At 53.6% G+C, this 23,857-nt stretch carries 24 protein-coding genes; 14 read left to right on the top strand and 10 right to left on the bottom strand.

What is annotated here, in order from left to right:
- Positions 1-82: 82 nt before the first annotated feature.
- Both MUA00_RS05760 and mntR read right to left on the bottom strand, forming a co-directional pair.
- On the bottom strand, positions 83-1,195 hold the full coding sequence (locus tag MUA00_RS05760; RefSeq protein ID WP_271122129.1) for an anion transporter: 1,113 nt from the start codon (positions 1,193-1,195) through the stop codon (positions 83-85).
- Complete coding sequence (mntR, locus tag MUA00_RS05755) at positions 1,196-1,666, bottom strand: manganese-binding transcriptional regulator MntR (protein ID WP_271122130.1); 471 nt, start codon at positions 1,664-1,666, stop codon at positions 1,196-1,198. It lies immediately after the preceding gene.
- Positions 1,667-1,856: 190 nt separating this feature from the next.
- On the opposite strand from mntR, the gene mntS reads away from it, so the two are divergent.
- The gene (mntS, locus tag MUA00_RS05750; protein WP_271122131.1) at positions 1,857-1,985 is read left to right on the top strand and encodes a manganase accumulation protein MntS; all 129 of its coding nucleotides are present in this window, start codon (positions 1,857-1,859) and stop codon (positions 1,983-1,985) included.
- Positions 1,986-2,304: 319 nt separating this feature from the next.
- The gene (locus MUA00_RS05745) at positions 2,305-3,888 is read left to right on the top strand and encodes a sulfatase-like hydrolase/transferase (protein ID WP_271122210.1); all 1,584 of its coding nucleotides are present in this window, start codon (positions 2,305-2,307) and stop codon (positions 3,886-3,888) included.
- A 67-nt stretch (positions 3,889-3,955) separates the two neighbouring features.
- Here MUA00_RS05745 and ompX read toward each other — a convergent pair whose 3' ends face one another.
- Positions 3,956-4,462, bottom strand: a complete 507-nt coding sequence (ompX, locus tag MUA00_RS05740; RefSeq protein ID WP_271122132.1) for an outer membrane protein OmpX — start codon at positions 4,460-4,462, stop codon at positions 3,956-3,958.
- 369 nt (positions 4,463-4,831) lie between these two features.
- Here ompX and rhtA point away from each other — a divergent pair, with 369 nt between their 5' ends.
- The 6 genes from rhtA to ybiO all read left to right on the top strand — a co-directional run bounded on the left by rhtA (position 4,832) and on the right by ybiO (position 11,551).
- Positions 4,832-5,719, top strand: a complete 888-nt coding sequence (gene rhtA, locus MUA00_RS05735) for a threonine/homoserine exporter RhtA (RefSeq protein WP_271122133.1) — start codon at positions 4,832-4,834, stop codon at positions 5,717-5,719.
- A 309-nt stretch (positions 5,720-6,028) separates the two neighbouring features.
- Entirely contained in the window at positions 6,029-6,532 is a 504-nt protein-coding gene (dps, locus tag MUA00_RS05730) for a DNA starvation/stationary phase protection protein Dps (protein ID WP_121267370.1), read from the top strand.
- A gap of 362 nt (positions 6,533-6,894) precedes the next feature.
- Positions 6,895-7,641 carry a glutamine ABC transporter substrate-binding protein GlnH gene (gene glnH / locus MUA00_RS05725; protein WP_271122134.1) on the top strand — a complete coding sequence of 249 codons (747 nt, stop codon included), beginning with the start codon at positions 6,895-6,897 and terminating at the stop codon, positions 7,639-7,641.
- A gap of 87 nt (positions 7,642-7,728) precedes the next feature.
- Entirely contained in the window at positions 7,729-8,388 is a 660-nt protein-coding gene (glnP, locus tag MUA00_RS05720) for a glutamine ABC transporter permease GlnP (RefSeq protein ID WP_121267216.1), read from the top strand.
- Positions 8,385-9,107 (top strand): glutamine ABC transporter ATP-binding protein GlnQ, encoded by a 723-nt coding sequence (glnQ, locus tag MUA00_RS05715; protein WP_271122135.1) that lies wholly within the window; start codon positions 8,385-8,387, stop codon positions 9,105-9,107. Before glnP ends, glnQ begins: the two co-directional genes overlap by 4 nt.
- Before the next feature lie 185 nt (positions 9,108-9,292).
- Positions 9,293-11,551, top strand: coding sequence for a mechanosensitive channel protein (gene ybiO, locus MUA00_RS05710; protein WP_271122136.1), 2,259 nt, complete (start codon positions 9,293-9,295; stop codon positions 11,549-11,551).
- Here ybiO and rlmF read toward each other — a convergent pair whose 3' ends face one another.
- Positions 11,552-12,493 (bottom strand): 23S rRNA (adenine(1618)-N(6))-methyltransferase RlmF, encoded by a 942-nt coding sequence (gene rlmF / locus MUA00_RS05705; RefSeq protein WP_271122137.1) that lies wholly within the window; start codon positions 12,491-12,493, stop codon positions 11,552-11,554.
- A 90-nt stretch (positions 12,494-12,583) separates the two neighbouring features.
- On the opposite strand from rlmF, the gene MUA00_RS05700 reads away from it, so the two are divergent.
- The 3 genes from MUA00_RS05700 (at position 12,584) to ybiJ (ending at position 14,274) form a co-directional block, all read left to right on the top strand.
- Complete coding sequence (locus tag MUA00_RS05700; protein WP_271122138.1) at positions 12,584-13,210, top strand: flavin reductase family protein; 627 nt, start codon at positions 12,584-12,586, stop codon at positions 13,208-13,210.
- A gap of 180 nt (positions 13,211-13,390) precedes the next feature.
- Complete coding sequence (gene mcbA, locus MUA00_RS05695) at positions 13,391-13,651, top strand: DUF1471 family periplasmic protein McbA (protein ID WP_271122211.1); 261 nt, start codon at positions 13,391-13,393, stop codon at positions 13,649-13,651.
- A gap of 362 nt (positions 13,652-14,013) precedes the next feature.
- The gene (gene ybiJ / locus MUA00_RS05690) at positions 14,014-14,274 is read left to right on the top strand and encodes a DUF1471 family protein YbiJ (protein ID WP_271122139.1); all 261 of its coding nucleotides are present in this window, start codon (positions 14,014-14,016) and stop codon (positions 14,272-14,274) included.
- A gap of 159 nt (positions 14,275-14,433) precedes the next feature.
- On the opposite strand, the gene ybiB is transcribed toward ybiJ, so the two are convergent.
- Positions 14,434-15,402 (bottom strand): DNA-binding protein YbiB, encoded by a 969-nt coding sequence (gene ybiB, locus MUA00_RS05685; protein WP_271122140.1) that lies wholly within the window; start codon positions 15,400-15,402, stop codon positions 14,434-14,436.
- Positions 15,403-15,404: 2 nt separating this feature from the next.
- Complete coding sequence (dinG, locus tag MUA00_RS05680; protein ID WP_271122212.1) at positions 15,405-17,582, bottom strand: ATP-dependent DNA helicase DinG; 2,178 nt, start codon at positions 17,580-17,582, stop codon at positions 15,405-15,407.
- A gap of 168 nt (positions 17,583-17,750) precedes the next feature.
- Here dinG and MUA00_RS05675 point away from each other — a divergent pair, with 168 nt between their 5' ends.
- The 3 genes from MUA00_RS05675 (at position 17,751) to MUA00_RS05665 (ending at position 19,982) form a co-directional block, all read left to right on the top strand.
- Positions 17,751-18,875, top strand: a complete 1,125-nt coding sequence (locus MUA00_RS05675) for a ribosomal protein uL16 3-hydroxylase (protein WP_271122141.1) — start codon at positions 17,751-17,753, stop codon at positions 18,873-18,875.
- 172 nt (positions 18,876-19,047) lie between these two features.
- On the top strand, positions 19,048-19,806 hold the full coding sequence (locus MUA00_RS05670) for a MerR family transcriptional regulator (RefSeq protein WP_271122142.1): 759 nt from the start codon (positions 19,048-19,050) through the stop codon (positions 19,804-19,806).
- A 68-nt stretch (positions 19,807-19,874) separates the two neighbouring features.
- Positions 19,875-19,982, top strand: coding sequence for a hypothetical protein (locus tag MUA00_RS05665; RefSeq protein ID WP_271122143.1), 108 nt, complete (start codon positions 19,875-19,877; stop codon positions 19,980-19,982).
- Here the strand turns inward: MUA00_RS05665 and MUA00_RS05660 are convergent.
- The 4 genes from MUA00_RS05660 to osmF form a co-directional block, all read right to left on the bottom strand.
- Positions 19,963-20,694 (bottom strand): ABC transporter permease, encoded by a 732-nt coding sequence (locus MUA00_RS05660; protein WP_271122144.1) that lies wholly within the window; start codon positions 20,692-20,694, stop codon positions 19,963-19,965. The genes MUA00_RS05665 and MUA00_RS05660 overlap by 20 nt on opposite strands.
- Complete coding sequence (locus MUA00_RS05655) at positions 20,678-21,622, bottom strand: ABC transporter ATP-binding protein (protein ID WP_271122145.1); 945 nt, start codon at positions 21,620-21,622, stop codon at positions 20,678-20,680. Before MUA00_RS05655 ends, MUA00_RS05660 begins: the two co-directional genes overlap by 17 nt.
- Positions 21,619-22,776: an ABC transporter permease gene (locus tag MUA00_RS05650; protein WP_271122146.1), complete on the bottom strand. Its 1,158-nt coding sequence runs from the start codon at positions 22,774-22,776 to the stop codon at positions 21,619-21,621. Before MUA00_RS05650 ends, MUA00_RS05655 begins: the two co-directional genes overlap by 4 nt.
- 111 nt (positions 22,777-22,887) lie before the next feature.
- Entirely contained in the window at positions 22,888-23,799 is a 912-nt protein-coding gene (osmF, locus tag MUA00_RS05645) for a glycine betaine ABC transporter substrate-binding protein OsmF (protein WP_271122147.1), read from the bottom strand.
- Positions 23,800-23,857 lie beyond the last annotated feature (58 nt).

Below are 23,857 nucleotides of genomic sequence, written 5' to 3'. Positions count from 1 at the left end.
GCGCCACAAAAAATTTACCGTTTAGTAAATTTAGGAGTTGGCTATACATTTCGCCTGTAAAAACTGACAATTGGTATTTATCTTAGGTTAATAGCAGTAACAGTCCGTATCCCATCAGGGCAGCCCAGAGCAGCATCGGTAAAGAATAGAAGTGGAATCGCACCCAGATTCGCCTGTCGTTTGCCATGCGCAGCGCGATGAGATTGGCAAGGGAGCCCGGCAGCAGCCCGAAACCGCCGATATTAACTGCGAACGCGAGCAAAACCGAGGCTGGAACATAATTCAGCAGCAAAATAGTGGCGGGCACATTGCTGATAATTTGCGACAGAGCGATGCCCAGCGCAAATAATCCTCCCTGCGAAAGCTGGCTTACGCCATGCAACGCGTGTTCAAGGATCGGAAGCCTGGTGATTAAGTGCACATCAATAAACATCACCATAAACACCAGCAACAGGCTCCAGTCGATACGTATCAGTACCCGTCTTGCAAGAAAGATAAAGCCCAGGGCGACAAGGGCAAGCCCCCAGGCTTCCTGCTTTAGCTCAAGCGAAACGATAAACACCGCGTACAGCGCAACGCTTGCGTAAACCAGGCGCGGTTGCCAGTCGTGTATTTTTTCGTGCCCGTGATAATCCAGGGCTTTTTTCGGGAAGCAGAACCAGCACAATGCCAACAGGCTTGCCACCATCGCTCCCGCAAGCGGTGCCATTTGCCAGGTGAAGGCCGCAAAGGAAAGGCCCGAACGCCCCCACAACAGGATATTTTGCGGATTGCCGATCGGCGTGAGCAGCGAACCGGCGTTCACCGCCAGCGCCTCAAAGATAATCAGCCGGGTCACCGGCATCGAGCAGAGTTTTTTAAGCGTGATGGTCAGCGGCACGATGATAAACAGCGCCACGTCATTGGTCAGAAAAGTTGAGAGCAGCGCTGCCGCGCTGACCATAAACATCGCAAGCTGGCGTTCGCTGCCAAATCGCTTCACCATTCGGCGGCCCAGCACGTCAAAATAGCCGCTTAGCTCCACGCCTTTGGTCAGCATCATTAACCCGGCAAGCGTGATGATGGTATGCCAGTCGATAGCGCCGGCCCACTGGCGTGGGCGAAATGGAACGGACAGACAACACGCCGCGCCGATAAGCAGCAATAAATGAAGAAAGCGATCGCGTAAAAACGGGCGAGCCAGCGCTTTCAACATTTACTGGCTAAGTCCGCTCTGCTCCGTGAAGCGACGGAAAGCTTCGAGCGTTTCTTCACTAACGTGATGTTCTACGCCTTCGGCATCAATACGAGCCGTTTCCGGGCTAATGCCTAAGGCAAGGAAGAAGTTTTCCACAATCTGATGGCGTTCGCGGCTGAGCTGCGCCTGCTTCTCTCCTTCGGGGGTGAGAAAAACGCCTCGCCAGGGGATTTGCTCAATCAGGCCAAGCGTCGCCAGACGTTTAAGCATTTTGGCAACCGTCGGCTGAGACACCCCCAGCCGCGCGGCCATATCCACCTGGCGCACTTCCCCGACTTCGCGAATAAGGTCGGAGATCAGTTCGACATAATCATCAATTAATTCACGGCGATGCGCTTCCCGCACCTGACGAAAACCTTCGACATGCTCTTCAACGTTAAGTAATTGCGTCACTTTTTCGCTGTTCTTTTGACCTGCCTGACGGCTCATGAAGCTTCCTCATACAGTGGCGCGACATCGTCCTTCGACGACGGAATCCCCCATTGTAAACCACGCTCACGCATCCACAAAAAATTAACGAAATAGCATTAGCTATACAATATAGCCTGTGCTATATCTGTATGTAATGCGGTCAGCTCTTAAAGGATTAAGGGTGGCAGAGATAACGAGGAGGATTTCTATGAACGAGTTTAAGAGGTGTATGCGCGTGTTTACTCACTCCCCCTTCCAGGTGCGGCTAATGCTGCTGAATATGCTGTGTGATTGGGTTTCCGGAAAACCTGAACAGGGCGAAGAACCGAAGCCGTAGGCGCTCGCCCTGCCTTTACGTAACTCAGGCATTTCTTCCCTTCCTTGTCATCTTTTTGTAACAACTGTTTTCCGTCATTTTCGCCTGTACGCGCTCTTCGCGGGCTTTAACCTCACAAACTGTCCGATTTGCAATCCACCTCGCAAAACATGCTTTGCTTACCAGTTGATCTTCTCTGAGATGCGCTCTATCTTCTTGCAGCCCTGCACATGAAGCGGCTCGCAGATGCGGTTCCTTCTCCCTTCTTTTCCGCCTGTCAGGCAGGTTTTTGACCCTTGTCGCCAGGGTTCTCTCATGGCGTTTTGTTGATTCGGTAAACATGAATTTAACGGCTAAAGATACCCTCACGGCTCGCGGTATCGCGCTTAACCCGTGGACTGGTTTTTACTTCCTGCAATCACTGCTTATTAATTTCGCTTTAGGTTATGAATTCAGCCTGCTTTATGCGGTCGCGTTTAGCTGCGTGCTGCTGTTGCTCTGGCGTCGCGCCCCGCGCTTTCAGAAAGGAATAATTGCGCTTTGCAGCCTGGTCGCAGCGATGTATTTCCCTTTCGGGCAGGCTTACGGCGCGCCCAATTTTAATACTCTGCTGGCGCTGCATTCGACCAACTTTGAAGAATCCACGGAAATCATGACCATTTTCCCGTGGTACAGCTATCTGGTGTCAGCGTTTATCCTGGCGCTGGGCGTTGTAGCCGTGCGCCGCAAAGCCGCGCCAAATCCGGGCTGGAGCAACTTTGATAGTTCATGCCTTGCAATAAGCCTGGTGTGCTTTTTTGTCACGCCGGTGCAGAACCTTGCCCACGGCGGCGTCTTCAAATTTAAAGATACCGGCTATCCGGTATTTCGCTTCGTTAAAGACGTGATGGTGAATAACCAGGAAGTGCTTGATGAGCAGACTCGCATGCAGGAGTTTGCAAAAATGAAAGACACCTGGAATGTGCTGGCGGTAAAACCGAAATACCACACATACGTGGTTGTGATTGGTGAAAGCGCGCGCCGCGATGCGCTTGGCGCCTTTGGCGGCCACTGGAACAACACGCCGTTTGCCAGTTCGGTTAACGGCAACTTATTCCTTGATTACATTTCGGCAAGCGGCTCCACGCAAAAATCGCTGGGCATGACGCTCAACCGCGTTATCGACGGGAAGCCGCAATACCAGGATAACTTTGTTACGCTCGCCAATCGCGCGGGTTTCCAGACGTGGTGGTTTTCAAACCAGGGCCAGATTGGCGAGTACGACACCGCGATAGCCAGCATTGCAAAACGCGCTGATGAAGTGCAGTTTCTAAAGAGCGGCGATTTTGAAGCGGATAAAAACACCCGTGATGAAGCGCTGCTGAAGATGACGGCGCAGGTATTGGCCACGCGGCATACTACGCCTCAGCTTATTGTGCTGCATTTGATGGGCTCGCACCCGCAGGCATGCGACCGTACGCAAGGCAAATACGCGGAGTTTGTGCAATCGAAAGAAACGTCCTGTTATATCTACAGCATGACGCAAACCGACGATTTGCTTAAACAGCTCTACCAGCAGTTGCAAAACAGCGGCGAAACTTTCTCAATGGTGTACTTTTCAGATCACGGCCTCGCCTTTAAAGAGCGCGGCACCAAAGTGCAGTATCTGGCGCACGACGATGAGTTTCAGCAAAACTTCCAGGTGCCCTTTATGGTGCTCTCCAGCGATGATAAGCAACATCGTCTGATTAAAGCGCGCCGTTCGGCCAACGATTTTCTTGGTTTCTTCTCTGACTGGACCGGTATCAAAACCAAAGAGCTAGCCTTGAAATACAAATTTATTTCTGAGCAAAAAGCAGGCCCGGCCTGGATTACCAACTTTAAGCTTAAGAAGGTGGACTATACTCATCTGCAAAGCGATATCTTTGAAACCAGAACGCGCTAAGGTGAATTCAGGACATAAAAAATCCGCCCTGGAAGGCGGATTTTTATTTTCACCTTTATAGGGTGAATTAGAAGCGGTAACCCACGCCTGCGATCCAGGTGCCAACATCAACGTTACGGATGCGGCTCTGCTCGTAGGAAACGTCCAGTGCAACGTTTTCGATTGGGTTGAACTGCATACCTGCGCCGTAGGAGAAACCGTAATCGCTGGTGTCAGCTTTTGCCGGGTAGTCAGTGGTCTGGAATTTACCGTAGCCCACACCCACTACACCGTAGATGCTTGCCCAGTCGTTCAGACGGTAAGCAGGACCTGCAGTGATGCCGTAGTATTGACCTTTGTTGTAAACGCCATCTTCAGTGCGGTCTTTTTCGGTGTAGGTGAAGGAACCGATGTAGCCCAGCGGGGTGTCGTTTTCGTAACGGTATTTCAGGTTGAAACCGTTAGTTTTGTTAGCAACGCCCTGCATATCGCTCTGAGCATAGCCGCCGGTTACGGTGCTGGTTGCTGCAGTAGCGGTACCTACGGAAACGGCCAGAACACAAGCCAGTGCTGAAAGACATGCAATTTTTTTCATAATCCACCTCAAATGTGCTTCAAGTAAGTCCTAAGATTTAAATATAACAAAACCGCGTAAGAAACTCTTCGTGAATCGTGTTGTCTAATGAATCTTTTCATGTAACACAACGTTTCCAGCACGGATTATGTCACTAAAATATCAATTACTTATCATCAATTCCGCGCAATTATTGTCGGCTTTAATAAAATCGTCATTCGGATAATTCTTGATTTTTCCTGAATGAAATTTACTCAAAGCGACATAAACGGCTCCGCATACTAGCCCGTTTTTTCTTAATGAAAACTCAACCAGCCATAAGTTATTCCTTTACACTGATGATCTTTTTCTTAACTTGACCCATCTCGACATAAACTGACAGGACGCAGAATGCCGTTAACTTCTCGAAAAATGCCTGGCTGGTTGCCCATCGTTGTTCTGCTTATTGCCATGACGTCAATTCAGGGCGGCGCATCGCTTGCCAAATCACTCTTCCCTCTGGTTGGCGCGCCCGGCGTAACCGCAATACGGTTGGCTTTAGGCACGCTGATTCTGGTGGCGGTATTCAAACCCTGGCGTTTACGCTTTAAAGCGGAACAGCGCGTGCCGCTTTTGATGTATGGCTTATCCCTCGGGGCGATGAACTATCTCTTCTATTTATCTATACAGACTATTCCCCTTGGGATAGCCGTGGCGCTCGAGTTCACCGGCCCGCTGAGCGTAGCGCTATTCTCATCGCGCCGGGCCATCGATTTTGTGTGGGTGGTTCTGGCTGTGCTGGGCCTGTGGTTTCTCCTGCCGCTCGGGCAAGATATAAGTCATGTCGACTTAGCCGGCGCCGCTTTCGCCCTGGGCGCAGGCGCCTGCTGGGCGTTGTATATCCTGTCTGGTCAGAAGGCGGGCGCCGATCACGGCCCGGCAACGGTAGCTATTGGTTCGTTGATTGCGGCGATAATTTTCGTGCCGATTGGCGCATGGGAAGCAGGAAGCGCGCTCTGGCACTGGTCCCTTCTCCCGTTAGGGCTTGGCGTGGCGATTCTGTCCACCGCCCTGCCGTATTCGCTTGAGATGATTGTGCTCACCCGGCTGCCGACGCGTACGTTCGGGACGTTGATGAGTATGGAGCCCGGGCTCGCAGCGCTCTCCGGCATGCTATTCCTCGGCGAGCACCTGACGCTGGTTCAGTGGCTGGCGTTGCTGTCGATTATTGCCGCTTCCGTTGGTTCGACCCTAACCCTTAAACGCGAAACGCAGATAAAAAGTGTCGATATAAATTAATCTGGATCAATTTATTTCCCGCGGCTATTTTCGCCCGGGAAATAAAAAACCAGCGATCAACCACTTATATTCCTTTTAATTTACAGGCCTAAATAAGAACTATTTACTTCAATGTTTCATTGCGGTTTAATTTTTATGAAATAACCTGGTTGTGACTTTTAAAGTGCTGATAAAAAACATCATTATGGTTACTAACTTGTCTTCACTATTTGTCTGATAGGTATTATCTGATCCAGCAAGTTTAAAAACCAGTGCTATACTTAGTCCCGGTAACAAATCAGGAAACACACATCAAGAGGATGAAAGATTATGAGTACCGCTAAACTGGTAAAAACCAAATCTACAAATCTGCTGTATACCCGTAATGATGTAGCGGATAGCGAGAAAAAAGCCACCATCGAGCTGCTGAATCGTCAGGTAATCCAGTTCATTGATCTGTCTCTGATTACCAAACAGGCTCACTGGAACATGCGCGGTGCCAACTTTATTGCCGTCCACGAAATGCTCGACGGTTTCCGCACAGCACTGACCGACCATCTTGATACCATGGCGGAACGCGCCGTTCAGCTTGGAGGCGTTGCGCTGGGCACCACGCAGGTTATCAACAGCAAAACGCCACTGAAAAGCTACCCGCTGGACATTCATACCGTTCAGGATCACCTGAAGGAGCTGGCGGATCGCTATGGAATCGTTGCTAACGACGTACGTAAAGCCATTGGCGAAGCCAAAGACGAAGATACGGCGGATATTTTCACCGCTGCATCCCGCGACCTGGATAAATTCCTGTGGTTTATCGAATCTAATATCGAATAATCGATGATGATTTTTATGTTCCCTTCCCTGTCCGGGGAAGGGGCATGCACTATTTTAGAGCAGTAAATTGATTAACCTCGCCGCAAAAGTTGCATTCCTGTAATAACCAATTCACACATTCGTTAATGAATGATTGTTTTGCCGCCTTAAATCGCGGTAAAACTACCCTCCGACCTGCCAGCTAAAAACACGCACCATAATGGAGCACCATAAGAGTGCATGATGACTGACTTGCAACCCATATTGTGCAATGTTACAAATCCACGTCCTTGCAAAACAATATGTTGTAGATCTGGCACGATTCTTTCATGTTGCGCTGGCTGCTGCAGGGGATAGCCCCATGGATTAACAAAGGAAATGCTATGAAGTCGATTTTGAAAGTTTCACTGGCTGCACTCACCCTGGCTTTTGCGGTAACTTCCCACGCCGCTGAGAAGAAACTGGTTGTCGCGACCGACACCGCATTCGTTCCTTTTGAGTTTAAACAAGGCGACAAATACGTCGGTTTTGACGTGGATTTATGGGCCGCCATCGCTAAAGAATTAAAGCTGGACTACACCCTGAAGCCAATGGACTTCAGCGGCATCATTCCAGCGCTGCAAACCAAAAATATCGATCTGGCGCTGGCCGGCATCACCATTACGCCAGAGCGCCAAAAAGCGATCGATTTCTCTGACGGCTATTACAAAAGCGGCCTGTTAGTGATGGTAAAAGCGAACAACGACGAGATTAAAAGCGTGAAGGATCTCGACGGTAAAGTCGTTGCTGTTAAAGGCGGCACAGGGTCTGTTGATTACGTGAAAGCGAATATCAAAACCAAAGATCTGCGTCAATTCCCGAACATCGACAACGCTTACATGGAACTCGGCACCAACCGTGCTGATGCCGTGCTGCACGACACGCCAAACATCCTGTACTTCATCAAAACCGCCGGTAACGGTCAGTTCAAAGCGGTAGGTGAATCACTGGAAGCTCAGCAATACGGCATCGCCTTCCCAAAAGGCAGCGACGACCTGCGTACGAAAGTAAACGGCGCGCTGAAGACCCTGAAAGAGAACGGCACCTATAACGAAATCTATAAAAAATGGTTCGGCACTGAACCAAAATAATAAGAGTCAGCATTTTTCAGTAAGACCTGAGGGGCGGCTTTCGCTCCTCACATTTTGAACCACGGTTTACAGTAACAGGAACACATCATGCAGTTTGACTGGAGCGCCATCTGGCCTGCAATTCCGCTCTTAATTGAAGGCGCTAAAATGACCCTGTGGATTTCGGTCCTTGGTCTTTGCGGCGGCCTGGTGATTGGCCTGGCAGCGGGTTTTGCCCGTACCTACGGCGGCTGGATAGCCAACCATATCGCCCTGGTATTTATCGAAGTGATTCGCGGCACGCCAATCGTGGTGCAGGTAATGTTTATTTACTTCGCGCTGCCAATGGCTTTTACCGATCTGCGCATCGACCCGTTCAGCGCCGCTGTCGTCACTATTATGATCAACTCCGGCGCCTACATTGCGGAAATCACTCGCGGCGCGGTGTTGTCAATCCATAAAGGCTTCCGCGAAGCCGGTCTGGCGCTGGGCCTGTCCAAACGTGAAACCATTCGCCACGTAATCATGCCGCTGGCTCTTCGTCGTATGCTGCCGCCGCTGGGTAACCAGTGGATCATCAGTATCAAAGACACCTCGCTGTTCATTGTTATCGGCGTGGCTGAGCTGACCCGTCAGGGCCAGGAAATTATCGCCGGCAACTTCCGCGCGCTGGAGATCTGGAGCGCCGTTGCGGTCTTCTATCTGATTATTACGTTGGTGCTGAGCTTTGTGCTGCGTCGCCTTGAAAGAAGGATGAAAATCCTGTGATTGAATTTAAAAACGTTTCCAAGCACTTCGGCCAGACCCAGGTGCTGCATAATATCGACCTGAACATTAAACAGGGTGAAGTGGTGGTGATCATCGGGCCGTCAGGCTCCGGTAAATCGACGTTGCTGCGTTGCATCAACAAGCTCGAAGACATTACCAGCGGCGATTTGATAGTCGATGGTCTGAAGGTCAACGACCCGAAGGTCGACGAGCGCCTGATTCGTCAGGAAGCCGGCATGGTGTTCCAGCAGTTTTATCTCTTTCCGCATCTCACCGCGCTGGAAAACGTGGCCTTTGGCCCGATTCGCGTGCGTGGCCTGAAGAAGGACGCGGCGGATAAACTGGCGAAAGAGCTGCTGGCAAAAGTAGGCCTTGCGGAACGAGCGCACCACTATCCTTCCGAACTTTCCGGCGGCCAGCAGCAGCGCGTGGCGATTGCCCGTGCGCTGGCGGTTAAACCGAAAATGATGCTGTTTGATGAACCAACCTCCGCGCTAGACCCGGAGCTGCGCCACGAAGTGCTGAAGGTTATGCAGGATCTGGCCGAAGAAGGCATGACGATGGTTATCGTGACGCACGAAGTGGGCTTTGCCGCGAAAGTCGCCTCGCGCCTGATTTTCATCGACAAAGGCCGCGTGGCCGAAGACGGCAATCCGCAGGAGCTTATTGATAACCCGCCAAGCCAGCGTTTACAGGAGTTCCTGCAGCACGTTTCTTGATGCTGGTGAAAGCGTAGCGCCAGCGCCGCAATTCGCGGTTGGCGCTGCGCTTATCTTCCCTACAAAATCTCGTTCGGGCGATACCCGACATTGCGCCGCTCCAGATTAATCCCCATTTTTAACCCCTTGATCCCAACGCACTATACTTACTCCTTTGTCGAACTTTCTCAGCCTGGAGGAGCACCGTGCCGTGGATTCTGTTGTTACTGTGCAGCCTGCTTAGTTTTCAAACCCAGGCGGTAACGGTGCCTGCCGCCGCTGTCGCCGCATCCTCCACGCAAACTGGCGATGCTTCGCCTGCCGAACCCGATCTCGAAGAGAAGAAAAAAGCCTATTCGGCGCTTGCGGATGTGCTGGATAACGACAAATCGAGAACCGAATTAATCGATCAGCTACGTAAAGTCGCCGCCACCCCGCCTCCTGAACCTGTGCCGGCTATCAAACCGCCGGAAGAACTCAGCGAAGAAAAAACGGTGCTGGAAAACGTGACGGATGTAAGCCGCCATTACGGCGGCGTTCTGGCTGAACGCTTCGCCCAACTGCACCGCAATATCACGGGTTCGCCTTACAAAGCTTTTAATCAGCAAACCTTTTTCAAAGCGCTTACGCACTTCACGATGCTCGCCGCCTCCGTGTTCGCCTTCTTTTGGCTGATTCGCCTGTGCATGACGACGCTCTGGCAGCGTATGGGGAAATGGGGCCGCAAAAAAAACCGCGACCGCTCAAGTTGGTTTCATTTGCCATTGATGATCATCACCGCGTTTATCATCGACTTACTGCTGCTGGCCCTGACGCTGTTTGTCGGGCAAATCTTCAGCGACATGATGAACGCGGGCAGCCGCACCATTGCGCGCCAGCAGGGTTTGTTTCTTAACGCCTTCGCGCTTATCGAATTCTTTAAGGCCGTTCTGCGGCTGATTTTCTGCCCGCGCTTCCCGGACCTGCGCCCCTTCCCGGTCAGCGACCAGAGCGCAAAATACTGGAGCATTCGTTTATCAGGGCTAAGCAGCCTGATTGGTTACGGCATCCTGGTCGCCGTGCCGATAATCTCCAACCAGGTGAATATACAGACGGGCGCGCTGACCAACGTCGCAATTATGCTGATTATTACGCTTTGGGCGCTGTATCTGATTTTTCACAACAAACGTAATATTCAGCAAAGCCTGATTCGCCTGGCCGACCGTTCAATGGCCTTTTTCAGCCTGTTTATCCGCGCCTTTGCGCTTATCTGGCACTGGCTTGCCAGCGCTTATTTTGTGGTGCTGTTTTTCTTTTCTTTATTCGACCCGGGCAACAGCCTGAAGTGGATGATGGGCGCATCTGTGCATAGCCTTGCGATTATTGGCATCGCCGCGTTTATCTCCGGCATGCTTTCGCGCTGGATTGCAAAAACGATTACGCTTTCACCGCAGGTGCAGCGTAGCTATCCGGAACTCCAAAAACGCCTGAACAGTTGGATTTCCGCCTCCCTGAAAATGGCGCGCATCCTCACCGTTTGCGTTGCCGTAATGCTGCTGTTAAACGCCTGGAGCCTGTTCGATATGTGGGCCTGGCTGACCAACGGCGCGGGCGAGAAAACCGTCGATATTCTTATCCGCATCGTGCTGATTTTGTTCTTCTCAGCCGTAGGCTGGACGCTGCTGGCAAGCCTGATTGAAAACCGCCTGGCGTCGGATATTCACGGCCGTCCGATGCCCAGCGCACGCACACGCACGCTGCTGACGCTCTTCCGTAACGCTCTCGCCGTGGTGATAAGCACCATCACGATAATGATTCTGCTCTCAGAGATTGGCGTGAACATCGCACCGCTGCTGGCAGGCGCAGGCGCTTTGGGACTGGCCGTAAGCTTCGGTTCCCAGACTCTGGTGAAGGATATTATTACCGGCGTGTTCATCCAGTTTGAAAACGGCATGAACACCGGCGACCTGGTGACCATCGGGCCGATAACCGGCACCGTGGAGCGCATGTCGATTCGTTCCGTTGGCGTGCGACAGGACACCGGGGCCTACCACATCATTCCGTGGTCATCTATTACGACCTTCGCCAACTTTGTGCGTGGCATTGGTTCGTTTGTGGCGAACTACGATGTGGACAGGCAGGAGGACGTGGAGAAAGCCAACCGCATTCTCAAAGAAGCCGTGGCAGAACTGATGGAACGACAGGATATCCGCATGCTGGTGATTGGCGAGCCTTCATTTGCAGGAATCGTCGGTCTGACAAACCAGGCGTTTACGGTACGCGTGTCCTTTACCACCCAGCCGCTAAAGCAGTGGACGGTACGTTTTGCGCTTGACGGGATGGTGAAAAAACACTTCGACGCGGCGGGGATACGTCCGCCGGTACAAACGGTGCAGGTGATGCAGCCAGGCCCGGACGCCGCCCAGGCGCTTCAGGCCTCAGAGGCGGCAACCGGAGCGCTGCCGCCGGCGAACCCTACGGTCTGATCATTTAAAACGCGTAGCGGCCCAGCGAGCGCGCTGTGCATCATTCATAAAGGACCAGGCGATGAAGCGGCTCTGCTTCTGGCCCTGGGCCATCTCCTTCTTCACAACTTTTTCTACGCCCGCTTCCTGCAGAACACGATAAATTGCCGGCAGGTTTTCACCACGGGAAACCAGAGAAGTAAACCACATTACCTGGCGACCAAAGGCTTTGCTCTCGTGAATCATCTGGCTGACGAAAGCCACTTCGCCGCCTTCGCACCATAGCTCATGCTCATGCCCGCCAAAGTTCAGCGCGCCCTTTTCATCCTGCCCAAGATTGCGGCGCTTGCGTTCGCTGCCGCTGCGGGCGGCGGCTTCCGAATCGTGGAACGGCGGGTTACACAACGTGGCGTCGAAAGTTTCATTTTTATGGATGATGCCCGGGAAAATAGCATCCCGCGTTTTCTGGCGGCGCAGACGAATCATGCGGCTTAAGCCTGGGTTGGCATCAACGATCATCGTGGCGCTGCGCAGCGCATCAGCATCAATTTCGGAGCCGGTAAAACGCCAGCCGTATTCATGCTGCCCGATTAGCGGGTAAATGCAGTTGGCGCCCACGCCCACATCAAGCACAGAAATCTGCATCGGCACCTTGCCCGCATTGCCTTCCGCCAGCAAATCCGCCAGATGATGAATGTAATCCGCGCGACCCGGCACCGGCGGGCAAAGAAATCCGTCCGGAATATCCCATGCCTTCACGCCGTAAAAGTGCGCCAGCAGCGCCTGGTTCAGCGCTTTAACCGCCAGCGGATCGGCGAAATCTACCGTGCTGTCACCATGCGGACCGGTTTTAACAAATGCCGTAAGCGCCGGACAACTTTGCTGCAGGGCGGCAAAATCATAACGGTTACGGTGGCGGTTACGCGGGTGCAGGCCCGGTTTGTTGGTGGCAGGGGTTTTCATCGCGGCTTCTCCTTGTGTGGGCGCGTAAGATACTCTGTGAAACCTGCGGGGTAAATACGCCGCGCCAATTTCACCATTGAAAGGGGATGTATGTCTGCGAAAAGGTATTACTACGAACCTGCGGCCGGTCATGGTTTACCGCACGATCCGCTGAATGCCATTATTGGCCCTCGTCCGATCGGCTGGATCGCCTCTTATAATCAGCAGGGGCAGCGCAACCTTGCGCCCTACAGCTTCTTTAACTGCTTTAACTATCGTCCGCCGATCATCGGTTTTGCCAGCAGCGGCTGGAAAGATAGCGTGCAGAATATCCTCGAAACAAAAGAGTTCGTCTGGAATCTCACCACCCGCGAACTTGCCGCGCAAATGAATGAAACCTCCGCCTCGCTGCCCCGTGGTGAAGACGAGTTTGCCCGCGCGGGTTTAACTGCCGTGCCGGGCCGTAAAGTAAAAGCAAGCCTGGTGGCTGAAAGCCCGGTTAACTTCGAATGCCGCCTGTCGCAGTGTATTCAGTTAACTTCCGCCGACGGCGTGGCGATTGATAGCTGGCTGGTGCTGGGTGAAGTGGTCGCGGTACATATCGATGAAGCTCTGCTAAAAGACGGCGTTTACCAGACCGCGCTGGCAAAACCCGTGCTGCGGGCCGGCGGCCCCTCGGCTTATTACACCATCGAAGAATCTCACCGTTTCGACATGATTCGTCCGGACGCCCGATAAATTAAGCAAAATCAGCCACCTTTACGTGGCTGATTTGTAAGGATTTTGTCAAGTTATGTCGTTCAAAAAATAAGCATAACTCAATCAATTTTTTGCGCTCTTTTATTATCACTTTCCACCTACACTTTCAGTGTTGATGAAATTTCAATCAACCCCCCAAAAGCTTATGAGGATGTGATGATGAAAAAATTGCTATATTTTTCTGCGGTTGTCACCCTTGCTGCACTTCCTTTTGCTACCCTGGCAGCTCAGGAAATGATGGATAACCAAACCGGCCAGCTCCGTCCGGCGGGAACCGTTTCTGCAAGTAACGCGCGCACTCTCGACGAACTGCAGAATAAGCTGGCTGAAAAAGCAAAAGAACAAGGTGCAACAGGTTTTGTGATTAACTCCGCCGGCGGCGACAACCACATGTACGGTACCGCCACCATTTACAAATAACCCGGAACAGTAACGCAAGATGCTTAACTTCATCCCCTAACGGTTTCCTTCATCGGAAACCGTTTTTCGTTCCACTTTCTTTCTGAAGACAATTTCCCCCCGCAAGCGGTTGCTTATCAGGCACAACCAGCGCTACAAAAAAGTAGCAAAAAATGCCTTAAACGAGGCATTAATGTGATCATCGTCACACAAAACCCCAACTACTGGTTAATTTATACCAAATTCAACAGGTTATAACGTGTTCAATTTTTTTGAACAACGTGGTCAATTCTCTTCGATTTATTATTCTACTTATACGTGTGACCATAATCACATCGACGGAACAACGTCACCTTAACAGAATAACCTGCGAGAGATTAACTATGAAAACCATCAAATATGCTGTTGCCGCCATCGCTCTTTCAACTCTTTCCTTTGGCGCGTTTGCTGCGCAATCTGTCAGCTCCGCTGAAGCTCAGAACCTGAATAAAATGGGCGTGGTCTCTGTGCAAGGCGCGACAACGCTGGATGGACTGGAAGCAGAACTGGCTCAGAAAGCGGATCAGGCTGGGGCAAAAGCGTACTCAATCACCTCTGCTAACACTAACGGCAAAATGAGCGGCACCGCTGTTATCTACAAATAAGTTGTAGAGCAAAGATGTAAAGTTTTAACCCTGTGAAATGTTGTAATGCTTTAATTTAACCCTCATCTGGAGCGCTGCTCCGACCCTTGTTTGACCCTTGATGTTACCCTTGATGCCTGCGGCCCTTACCGCAGGCTTTTTTTTGCCTGACATTCAGCATCAAAACGTCTGGTCGACTCGTGCAAGCCCTGCTTCCAGCGTTTGCGCTTCACCCGTTGCTACCAGGCAGCAGGCCATCTGCGTTTTTAGCGATTGTGGAACCGGCTCCACGCCCGCTACGCAGCGTTCAATCCAGCGCGCGGTAATCTCCGGATCCTTCGCCGCAGGCAGCGCGATATCTTCTGCATTTATCTCCGTCTGCCGCTCGCTTACCACCCGCGTGCCGTGGCTGTCAATCAGGCTTATTTGCGGGCAGCGCTGCGGATTGGCGTACACTTCGCCTTCCGTACCGTGCATCAGCAGGCCGCGCCCGCCGATATCTGCAAAGAATTTCGCTACCTTCGGGACATATTCCGGATGCGACACGCTGGCAAGACGCAGCGCGGCATTTTCTTCAAATGGGGTAGCCAGTTTCGCAAGCGTATGCGCGCTGTTACGAACGCCCATGCGCCAGCGCATCGCGAGCTGATTTTCCATCGGCGGGCACAGCGTGCTAATAGGTATATACACCGGATGATGCGCTTCCAGCTTCGCCTGGGCCTGGCCTGCATGCAGCGTTGGCTCAATTCCCAGCAGCGTGAAGATGGTTTCGGTTAACACGCGCGTCGGATCGTGGCTTACGCCATGCACTACTACCGGATAACCCAGACGATTAAGGAGCATCGCCAGCAGCGGAGTCAGGTTCGCCTGCTTACGCGCGCCGTTATAAGAAGGGATGACAATTGGCATCGGTTTATTGACCGGCGGCGTAAGGGAAATAAGGTGCTGCTTCATCGCTTCGTAGAAGCCCAGCATTTCCGCCTCGCCTTCGCCTTTAATACGCAGCGCGATAAGCACTCCGCCAAGTTCAAGCTCCGGTACCGCGCCGTTAAGCATATGGGCGTACAACCCGCGCGCGGTGTCAAAATCCAGATCTCTGGCGTGGTTCTTGCCGCGCCCTATCTCTTTTATAATCTTGCGATAATCCATTTTCAGCTCCCCTGGTAGTTTTTGCTCACTCGTTTTCGCCGCGCTGTTTCTTTCTTTTTAGGCGTTGTTGCAATCAGTTTAGCCGCAGGTGCGGGCGGCTGGGTAATAGGAAACACCGGCAAAGCACCCAGCAGACGCTGGCCATAATTTTTAGTCAGCAGGCGGCGGTCATAAATCACCACTTCACCATAACAGCCGTGGCTACGAATCAAACGTCCGACCTGCTGGATAAGATTAAATGAGGCGGCAGGTAAACTCTGTACTTCAAAAGGATAGCGCCTGAGGCTTTTCAACCATTCGCCTTCCGTGACCACCACCGGGCTGTCTACCGGCGGAAAAGCGATTTTATGAATATGCACCTGGCTTAGCAGGTCGCCTTTTAAATCTAGCCCTTCGGCAAAGGATTGCAGCCCGACCAGCGCGCTGGTTTCGCCCTGCTCCACGCGCTTACGATGCAACTCCACCAGCCTGTAGCGCGGCTGATCGCCCTGCACCAGCAGGGTCAAACGCAGATCGGTAACGTGAGTAAGAAACAGTTGCATCGCGCGGTTGCTGGCAAACAGCACCAGCATGCCTTTGTGCTCACCTTTTGCGAGTTCGGCTCGGAAAAACGCGGCCATTTCAGCGATATGCTGCGGTTCGTTTTCCATTGTGGGTTCAACCGTGAGCTGGGGGATAACCAGCTTGCCCTGCTCGACATGGTTAAACGGCGAATCCAGTGCAATAAACCGATCGCCCGCTTTTTCACGCAGCCCGCTCATCTCTTGCAGGCGGTCGAATTTATTAAGCGAGCGCAGCGTGGCCGAGGTAACAATCACGTGCGGCACGTTGCGCCAGACTAATTTTTCGAGCTGATCGCTTACCCGGATGCCCACGCAATGGAAGAAGATATGCGGCACCCCTTCCCGATTTTCCCGCGTTACCCACTTGGATACCGGTGCGCCCGACGCCTGATCCATGGCGGAAAGACGCCAGAGTTTACTTTGGGTTTCGAAATAGCCCAGCGCGCGGTTCATTTGCAACAGAGCCCGATGCACGCGCACCACGTCATGGCTACCGGTTTTTTCACTGAGATCGCCCTGCAGCGCTTCGGCGAGGCTGCGTAAAGCTTCCATCAGTTTTGCCAGCCGCTGACAGATAACCATGATTTCTTCGGGCAGCACGCCCATTTCAAAACGGTGCTCGCTCTCAAACTCGCCCGGCATCCACAATTTTACGATGCCGCAAAACGAGCTGAGCAGTTCGTGTATTTCATCGCAATGATTTGTGAGACGCTCCGGCGAGGTGAGCGGCGGCGGGCTTTTCGGACGGAACTGCGCCATGCAGGTTTCCACCAGCTTGCAGAATAAATCGAGCTGCAGGCGGCTGTAGCCGGGGGTAATTTCTGCGCTCATTTCCAGCGCGTCGCGGGCGACATCCGGAAGATGGTGCCCTTCATCAAGCACCAGCAGCAGGTTTTTCGCCTCCGGCAGGACGGCGTCGCTTTCCATTGCCGCCATCACCAGCGCGTGGTTGGCGACCACCACTTCCGCTTCGTCGATTTCACGGCGCGCCACGAAGAACGGGCATTCGCGATACCAGTGACAGTTGCGGCCAAGGCAACTGGCCTTATCCGTGCTCATTCTCCGCCAGAGATTGTCGTCAATGGCCTGAGCATTATGGTCGCGTATGCCGTCCCATTTATAGGCATCAAGCTCGGTTTTCAGCTTTGCGCAGCGCTGCTGTTCGTCTTTGCTGGCGGGGGCCAGTTCATCATCAAGGAAGGCGAGCAAATCCCCCTGCGCCTGGTTATCGGTGGCTAACGCCGCCAGATTACGCGGACAAACGTAGCGCCCGCGTCCGAAGGCGGCGGTGAATTTTAGATCCGGGATGATTTTGCGCAGCAGCGGCAGGTCTTTACTGAATATCTGATCCTGCAAGGCTACGTTTGCGGTGCTGACCACCAGCGTTTTTTGTTCCCCACGCGCAATAGCGATGCCGGGAATAAGATATGAGAGCGTTTTACCCACGCCCGTCGGAGCCTCAATCGCCAGATGACGGCCCTCTTCACCCGCGAGCGTTTTCGCCACCTCGGCAATCATCTGCCGCTGTGGAGGACGCGGAATAAAGTCCGGGATCTGCTGCTGTAGCGCCTTATACCAGGCGGCGATTTGCGCTTTTTGCGCCGAGGACAAAGCCATGAACACCACTTCTACTGTATAAACAGCCACTATTGTCCCACTTTTCGCCCCCGGACGGCATTATTTTTTGTTGTTAAGTCATCCACCCGGCCTTGACCAATGACAAAGCGGCGTCGCACAGTCCGTCACTATAATCAAAGCCGTTTGTCCTCCCACTGGTATGAAACTATGGCTTATCAACTCACCTTAGACTGGCAAGAATTTTTAGAAAAATATTGGCAAAAACAGCCGGTCGTATTGAAAAACGCTTTCCCGAATTTTGTCGATCCTATTACGCCAGATGAACTGGCGGGCCTGGCGATGGAGCCTGAAGTGGACAGCCGCCTTGTCAGCCATAGCGAAGACGGGCAATGGCATGCCAGCAACGGACCTTTTGAGAATTTCGATAATCTGGGTGAAACGGGCTGGTCGCTGCTGGCGCAGGCCGTCAACCACTGGCATGAACCGTCAGCGGGCCTGGTGCGTCCTTTCCGCGTGCTGCCGGACTGGCGTCTGGACGATCTGATGATCTCCTTCTCCGTGCCGGGCGGCGGCGTTGGACCACATATCGATCAGTATGATGTGTTTATTATTCAGGGAATGGGCCGCCGCCGCTGGCGCGTAGGCGATAAGCTTCCGATGCGCCAGTTCTGCCCGCATCCTGCGCTGTTGCATGTTGACCCGTTCACGCCAATTATCGATGAAGACCTGGCGCCGGGCGACATTCTCTACATCCCGCCAGGCTTCCCGCACGACGGCTTTACCCATGAAACCGCGCTTAACTATTCCGTTGGTTTTCGCGGGCCGAATGGCCGCGATTTGATCAGCAGCTTTGCCGATTACGCGCTGGAAAACGATCTGGGCGGCGGGCATTACAGCGATCCGGACTTAACGCTGCGCGAGCATCCCGGCAAAGTGGAAGACTACGAGCTTGACCGCCTGCGCAGCATGATGATGGCGATGATTAACCAGCCGGAGGATTTCAAACAGTGGTTCGGGCGTTTTGCCACTACCGTGCGACACGAGCTGGATATTGCGCCTGCCGAGCCGCCTTATGAACCGTCGGAAATCCTTGATGCGCTGCTGCAAGGCGATAGCCTGACCCGCCTGAGCGGCCTGCGCGTTTTGAACGTGGGCGACAGCTTCTTTGTAAACAGCGAACCGCTGATAACGTCCCGGCATGAAGCAGCAGACGCACTTTGCCGCTATACGACAGTTAGCCGCAAAGAGCTGGGTTCAGCATTGCAGGATGACGCTTTCATCGAGGTGCTGACCGGGCTGGTAAACCAGGGTTACTGGTATTTCGAGGATTAATGCCGCTGGCGTCGTTGGGCGGGAGGCGCTTGTGCTTATCTCGCCCTGACTTGTGCTTATCTCGCCCTGAATAGTTGAACGCCACTCGCAGAAAAAATCAGCAAAACTTCCCAGAGTCAGCCGCAATGGCTACAGTTAAACGGGGACTTCCCGGGCCGGCTTTGGGGACATCATGGCGCTTTATTCCATCGGAGAAGTGGCTGCGCTTTGCGATATCAATCCCGTGACGTTGCGCGCCTGGCAAAGGCGCTACGGACTTCTCAAACCACAACGCACCGACGGCGGGCATCGCCTGTTCGACGACGCCGATATCGATCGCATTCGCGAGATAAAACGCTGGATTGAAAACGGCGTACAGGTCAGTAAAGTCAAAGCGCTGCTTAGCGGAGAAGAAAAGGATCTGGATACCGGCTGGCGCGAAAGGCAGGAAGCCCTGTTAAGCCATCTTCAGTGCGGCAACCCTAACCGATTACGCGCCTGGATTGCCGATATGGGGCGCGATTATCCCGCAGAAACGCTTGTCATGCAGCTCTACACCCCGCTGCGTCGTCGCCTGCAATGCCAGCAGGTTACGCTCAATACGCTCTTAAGCCTGCTTGACGGCGCGCTGATTAACTACATCGCGCTGTGCCTTGCCTCAGCACGTAAACACAGCGGCAAAGACGCGCTTTTAATCGGCTGGAACACGCAGGATACCACGCATTTATGGATGGCGGCCTGGATGGCAGTTCAACAAGGCTGGCGCGTTGACGTGCTCGCGCACCCGCTAAGCAGCGTGCGGCCCGAACTTTTTCCGCAGCAGACCATTCTGGTGTGGTGCGGCGAAACGCCGACCGACCATCAGCTCAATCAACTGGAGCAGTGGCGCTGCGCCGGTCTGCCTGTTTTCCCGCTCACCAGCCACGGACGTGAACCCACTCGCATTACTTAAGGCATTTAAAGGTTCATTAACAAGTCGGCTTCGCTTTATAATCGCCTCCGTCACATTGGGAGCGAAAAATGAAATTATCTAAACTTGCCATCGTCGGCGGCATGCTGGTGATGGCCATCGGCGGCATTGGCGGCGTAATACTGATGGGTTACATCGTTATCCTTCATAACGCGTAATGTAACGCAACAGGCGTTCAAACAGGCGGTCGGTGACTATCGCCGCCAGCGCCACCAGGATGGCCCCCTGAATCACATATGCGGTGTTAAAGCCGCTCAGACCGATAATGATGGGCGAGCCGAGCGTATTGGCCCCAACCGTCGAGGCGATGGTCGCCGTTCCGATATTAATGATCACCGAAGTCCGCACTCCCGCCAGAATCACCGGCGCCGCCAGCGGCAGCTCAACTTTACGCAGCACCTGCCAGCGGCTCATTCCCGCGCCAAAAGCAACTTCTCGCGTCGCTTCAGGCACCGCGCCAATACCCGCCAGCGTACCCTGCAATATCGGCAACAGGCCATAGAGCACCAGCGCGATAATTGCCGGCTGCTGCCCGAATCCCATGACTGGCACGGCAATGGCCAGCACGGCTACGGGGGGAAATGTTTGTCCTGCGGCGGTTATCGTTTCCACCAACGAGCGAAATTCAAGCCCTGCGGGACGCGTTACTGCGATACCCAGCCCCACGCCAACCACTACCGCCACCAGGCTTGAAACCGCCACCAGCGTCAGGTGTGCGAGCGCCAGAGAGCTAAAACTGTCCTGTTGATACATCGGCCTTGCAAGCTCGGGAAACAGCCAGCTAAACAATGCGCTGGTATGGGGCATCAAAAAAAGCAGCGCGATAAACAAAGCCAGCAGCCACAGCAGGGGATCAGCGATTAGTCGCATGTTCACCCCGCACCAGGTCGCTGAAATGCAGCACGCCACACGGCACGCCTTTCTCATCCACCACCGGCAATTGCTGGCACTGTCGGTCAACAAACAGCGACAGCGCCTCACGCAGGCTAAGATCGGCTTTGATAGGCTCGCCTTCGATATGCTCGTCGACGCGTAAACTGTTAACAACCTGACGTAACGACAGCAGCCGCACGCCAAGCTCGCTGCGGCCAAAGAAATCCCGGGCAAAGTCATTGGCCGGATTCGTCAGCAATTCCAGCGGCGTTCCCTGCTGGATAATCTGCCCGCCGTCCATCAGCACGATGCGATCCGCAAGCCTTAACGCTTCTTCAATGTCATGCGTGACCAGCACAATGGTGCGTCCTAGCAGATTGTGGATGCGCACAATTTCCTGCTGAAGCGCCGCTCGGGTTACCGGATCAAGCGCGCCAAAAGGCTCATCCATCAGCAGAACTTCCGGGTCGGCTGCCAGCGCGCGTGCCACGCCGACTCGCTGCTGTTGTCCGCCGGAAAGCTGATGCGGATAGCGCTCGCGGAATTGCGCGGCTTCAAGGCCGAGCAAATCTAATAATTCGTCAATGCGCGCCTCGATTCGCGCCTTTGGCCATTTCAGAAGCTGCGGCACCGTGGCAATGTTCTGCGCCACGTTCCAGTGGGGAAACAGGCCGATGGACTGAATCGCATATCCCATCCGGCGGCGCAGCGCTTTGGCATCAAAATTACGGATCTCTTCGCCGGCGAAGCGAATTCGCCCTTCGTCGTGCTCCACAAGCCGGTTAATCATTTTCAGCGTGGTGGATTTTCCTGAGCCGGAAGTGCCAATCAGCACCGTGAACTCCCCTTCCCGGATAGTCAGCGACAGATCTTTGACCGCCGCTTCCCCCTGGAAGTATTTACTGACATGGTCAAATTCGATCATGGCTGTTTCGCCTCAAGTAACGAGATGAGCAGTTTAAAAAGCGCGTCCAGCATTACGGCCAGCGCAATCACCGGGATCACTCCCAGCAGCACTAAATCCAGCGCGCTGCTCAGCAGCCCCTGGAAGATAATCGCCCCAAACCCTCCGGCGCCGATCAACGCTGCGATAACCGCCATTCCGATAGTTTGCACGCAAACCACACGCAGGCTACGCAACAGTACCGGCATCGCCAGCGGCACTTCCGCCCGCCAGAATATTTGCCGCCGCGACATGCCCATTCCTTCCGCGCTTTCAATAATATTACGCGGCACCTGCTGCAAGCCTGCGACAACGCCGCGAACCAGCGGCAGCAGCGCATAAAGCACCAGCGCGATTAATGCGGGCGTCACCCCAATGCCGCTGACGCCTATTGCGCCAAGCCAGGGGAACACTTTGGCAAGCCCCGCCAGCGGCGCTATCAGCAGGCCGAAAAGCGCCACGGAAGGAACGGTCTGAATCACGTTAAGCACGGAGAATACGGATGATTGCAAGCCTGGGCGCTGATAACAAAGTACGCCGAGCGGCACGCCAATCAGCAGCGCCGGAACCAGAGTACCCAACAATAGCGCCAGGTGGCGACTTAGCGCGTCGTCAAAAACCTCCTGCCGGTTGGCGTATTCTTTAAGCAGAGAAAGATCGGAAAAGAAACCGCCCAGCAGCAGGACAACGGGCACTATCCAGATTTGCAGATTAAGCAGCAGCCGCCAGAGCGCTTTCGGGGTCAGACGATTAATCGCGTCGGCGCACATTAGCAGGCACAGCGCCAGCACCAGCCAAAGACCGCTGCCGGGGGATGTACGGGCAACGCTGCTTCCTTCCTGCGCAAACCAGGCTGCCGTTTTGCCCATTATCACCAGCGCTGCGATAAACATCGCCTCACCAACAAGCAGAGTCAGGAACAGCGGAATTCGACGGGTGGGAGCAAAGGTTAGCCCGGCCAGAATGACCGTTGGAAGAGCGAGCAGTAAAAGCGCATGGTCAGGCAACTGGCTGAGCACCAGGGGTTCCCCCGATACCAGCCGGTTTGCGGCGTGATTGATAAAAGGGAGAACTCCGCCTGCCGCTACCAGCAAAAGCACCAGTAGCAGCAGTACGCGGTTATGGATCTTCGGCAAACTCACATCCTGTTAGTTTTGTCGGGCGGCATTTCGCCTACCCGACCTACGGAACTCATATTCGTAGGGTGGATAAGCCTATGCGCCATCCACCGCTTGTATTGGCCGCCCTTACTTAACGAAGCCTTTCTGCTTCAGATAATCGGCCGCCACTTTTTTAGCATCCAGCCCTTCTACCGCAATGCTGGCGTTTAGCTGCTGCAGGGTTTTCTCATCAAGCGATGAAAAGACGGGTTTTAACCACTCATCAAGCTGCGGGTAAGCTTTCAGCACCGCCTCGCGCACGACTGGCGCAGGCGCATAAATCGGCTGCACGCCTTTTGGATCGCTTAGCGTTTGCAGGCCGAGCGCCGCCACCGGGCCATCGGTGCCGTAAGCCATCGCCGCGTTCACGCCGGAGGTTTGCTGAGCCGCAGCTTTGATGGTCACCGCCGTGTCGCCGCCCGCCAGCGAAAGCAGTTGTTTCTGATCGAGATTAAAGCCGTAGGCCTTTTCAAAAGCAGGCAGCGCATCCGGGCGCTCGATAAATTCAGCGGAGGCGGCAAGCTTAAATTCACCGCCTTTTTTCAGGTATGCGCTGAGATCGTCAAGGGAAGCGAGCTTGTTTTTTTCCGCGACATCTTTGCGCACCGCAATGGTCCAGGTATTGTTCGCAGGCGCAGGCGTCAGCCAGACAAGCTTATTTTTTTCAGCGTCTAGCTGCTTCACTTTGTCATAACCCTTTTGTGCGTTTTTCCACACCGGGTCGTTGTCATCTTTAAAGAAAAATGCGCCGTTGCCGGTGTATTCAGGATAAATATCCAGTTCGCCCGAAGTGATTGCGCCGCGCACCACCGGCGTCGTCCCCAGTTGCACTTTATTTACGGTTTTCACGCCGTGGCTTTCCAGCACCTGCAAGATGATATTGCCCAGTAAAGAGCCTTCCGTATCGATTTTAGAGCCGACCTTTACCGGCTCGGCCGCCTGAGCGCTCGCCGCCAGCATCATTAATCCTGCCACGCCCCAACGCGCTGATAAATTCATGGTGATTCCTCATTGTTGTTCTTTGCTTAAAAATCAGGGGGTCACAAAAGTTTAGCTG

Origin of the sequence: Dryocola boscaweniae (assembly GCF_025215095.1) — a bacterium.
GTDB lineage: Bacteria > Pseudomonadota > Gammaproteobacteria > Enterobacterales > Enterobacteriaceae > Dryocola > Dryocola boscaweniae.
This window is presented reverse-complemented; position numbering and strand designations above follow the sequence as displayed.

Coding starts and splice junctions, on each gene's coding strand:
- MUA00_RS05760 (WP_271122129.1), bottom strand. CDS start 1,195: ATGTTGAAAGCGCTGGCTCGCCCGTTTTTACGCGATCGCTTTCTTCAT.
- mntR (WP_271122130.1), bottom strand. CDS start 1,666: ATGAGCCGTCAGGCAGGTCAAAAGAACAGCGAAAAAGTGACGCAATTA.
- mntS (WP_271122131.1), top strand. CDS start 1,857: ATGAACGAGTTTAAGAGGTGTATGCGCGTGTTTACTCACTCCCCCTTC.
- MUA00_RS05745 (WP_271122210.1), top strand. CDS start 2,305: ATGAATTTAACGGCTAAAGATACCCTCACGGCTCGCGGTATCGCGCTT.
- ompX (WP_271122132.1), bottom strand. CDS start 4,462: ATGAAAAAAATTGCATGTCTTTCAGCACTGGCTTGTGTTCTGGCCGTT.
- rhtA (WP_271122133.1), top strand. CDS start 4,832: ATGCCGTTAACTTCTCGAAAAATGCCTGGCTGGTTGCCCATCGTTGTT.
- dps (WP_121267370.1), top strand. CDS start 6,029: ATGAGTACCGCTAAACTGGTAAAAACCAAATCTACAAATCTGCTGTAT.
- glnH (WP_271122134.1), top strand. CDS start 6,895: ATGAAGTCGATTTTGAAAGTTTCACTGGCTGCACTCACCCTGGCTTTT.
- glnP (WP_121267216.1), top strand. CDS start 7,729: ATGCAGTTTGACTGGAGCGCCATCTGGCCTGCAATTCCGCTCTTAATT.
- rlmF (WP_271122137.1), bottom strand. CDS start 12,493: ATGAAAACCCCTGCCACCAACAAACCGGGCCTGCACCCGCGTAACCGC.
- MUA00_RS05700 (WP_271122138.1), top strand. CDS start 12,584: ATGTCTGCGAAAAGGTATTACTACGAACCTGCGGCCGGTCATGGTTTA.
- mcbA (WP_271122211.1), top strand. CDS start 13,391: ATGAAAAAATTGCTATATTTTTCTGCGGTTGTCACCCTTGCTGCACTT.
- ybiJ (WP_271122139.1), top strand. CDS start 14,014: ATGAAAACCATCAAATATGCTGTTGCCGCCATCGCTCTTTCAACTCTT.
- ybiB (WP_271122140.1), bottom strand. CDS start 15,402: ATGGATTATCGCAAGATTATAAAAGAGATAGGGCGCGGCAAGAACCAC.
- dinG (WP_271122212.1), bottom strand. CDS start 17,582: ATGGCTTTGTCCTCGGCGCAAAAAGCGCAAATCGCCGCCTGGTATAAG.
- MUA00_RS05675 (WP_271122141.1), top strand. CDS start 17,751: ATGGCTTATCAACTCACCTTAGACTGGCAAGAATTTTTAGAAAAATAT.
- MUA00_RS05670 (WP_271122142.1), top strand. CDS start 19,048: ATGGCGCTTTATTCCATCGGAGAAGTGGCTGCGCTTTGCGATATCAAT.
- MUA00_RS05665 (WP_271122143.1), top strand. CDS start 19,875: ATGAAATTATCTAAACTTGCCATCGTCGGCGGCATGCTGGTGATGGCC.
- MUA00_RS05660 (WP_271122144.1), bottom strand. CDS start 20,694: ATGCGACTAATCGCTGATCCCCTGCTGTGGCTGCTGGCTTTGTTTATC.
- MUA00_RS05655 (WP_271122145.1), bottom strand. CDS start 21,622: ATGATCGAATTTGACCATGTCAGTAAATACTTCCAGGGGGAAGCGGCG.
- osmF (WP_271122147.1), bottom strand. CDS start 23,799: ATGAATTTATCAGCGCGTTGGGGCGTGGCAGGATTAATGATGCTGGCG.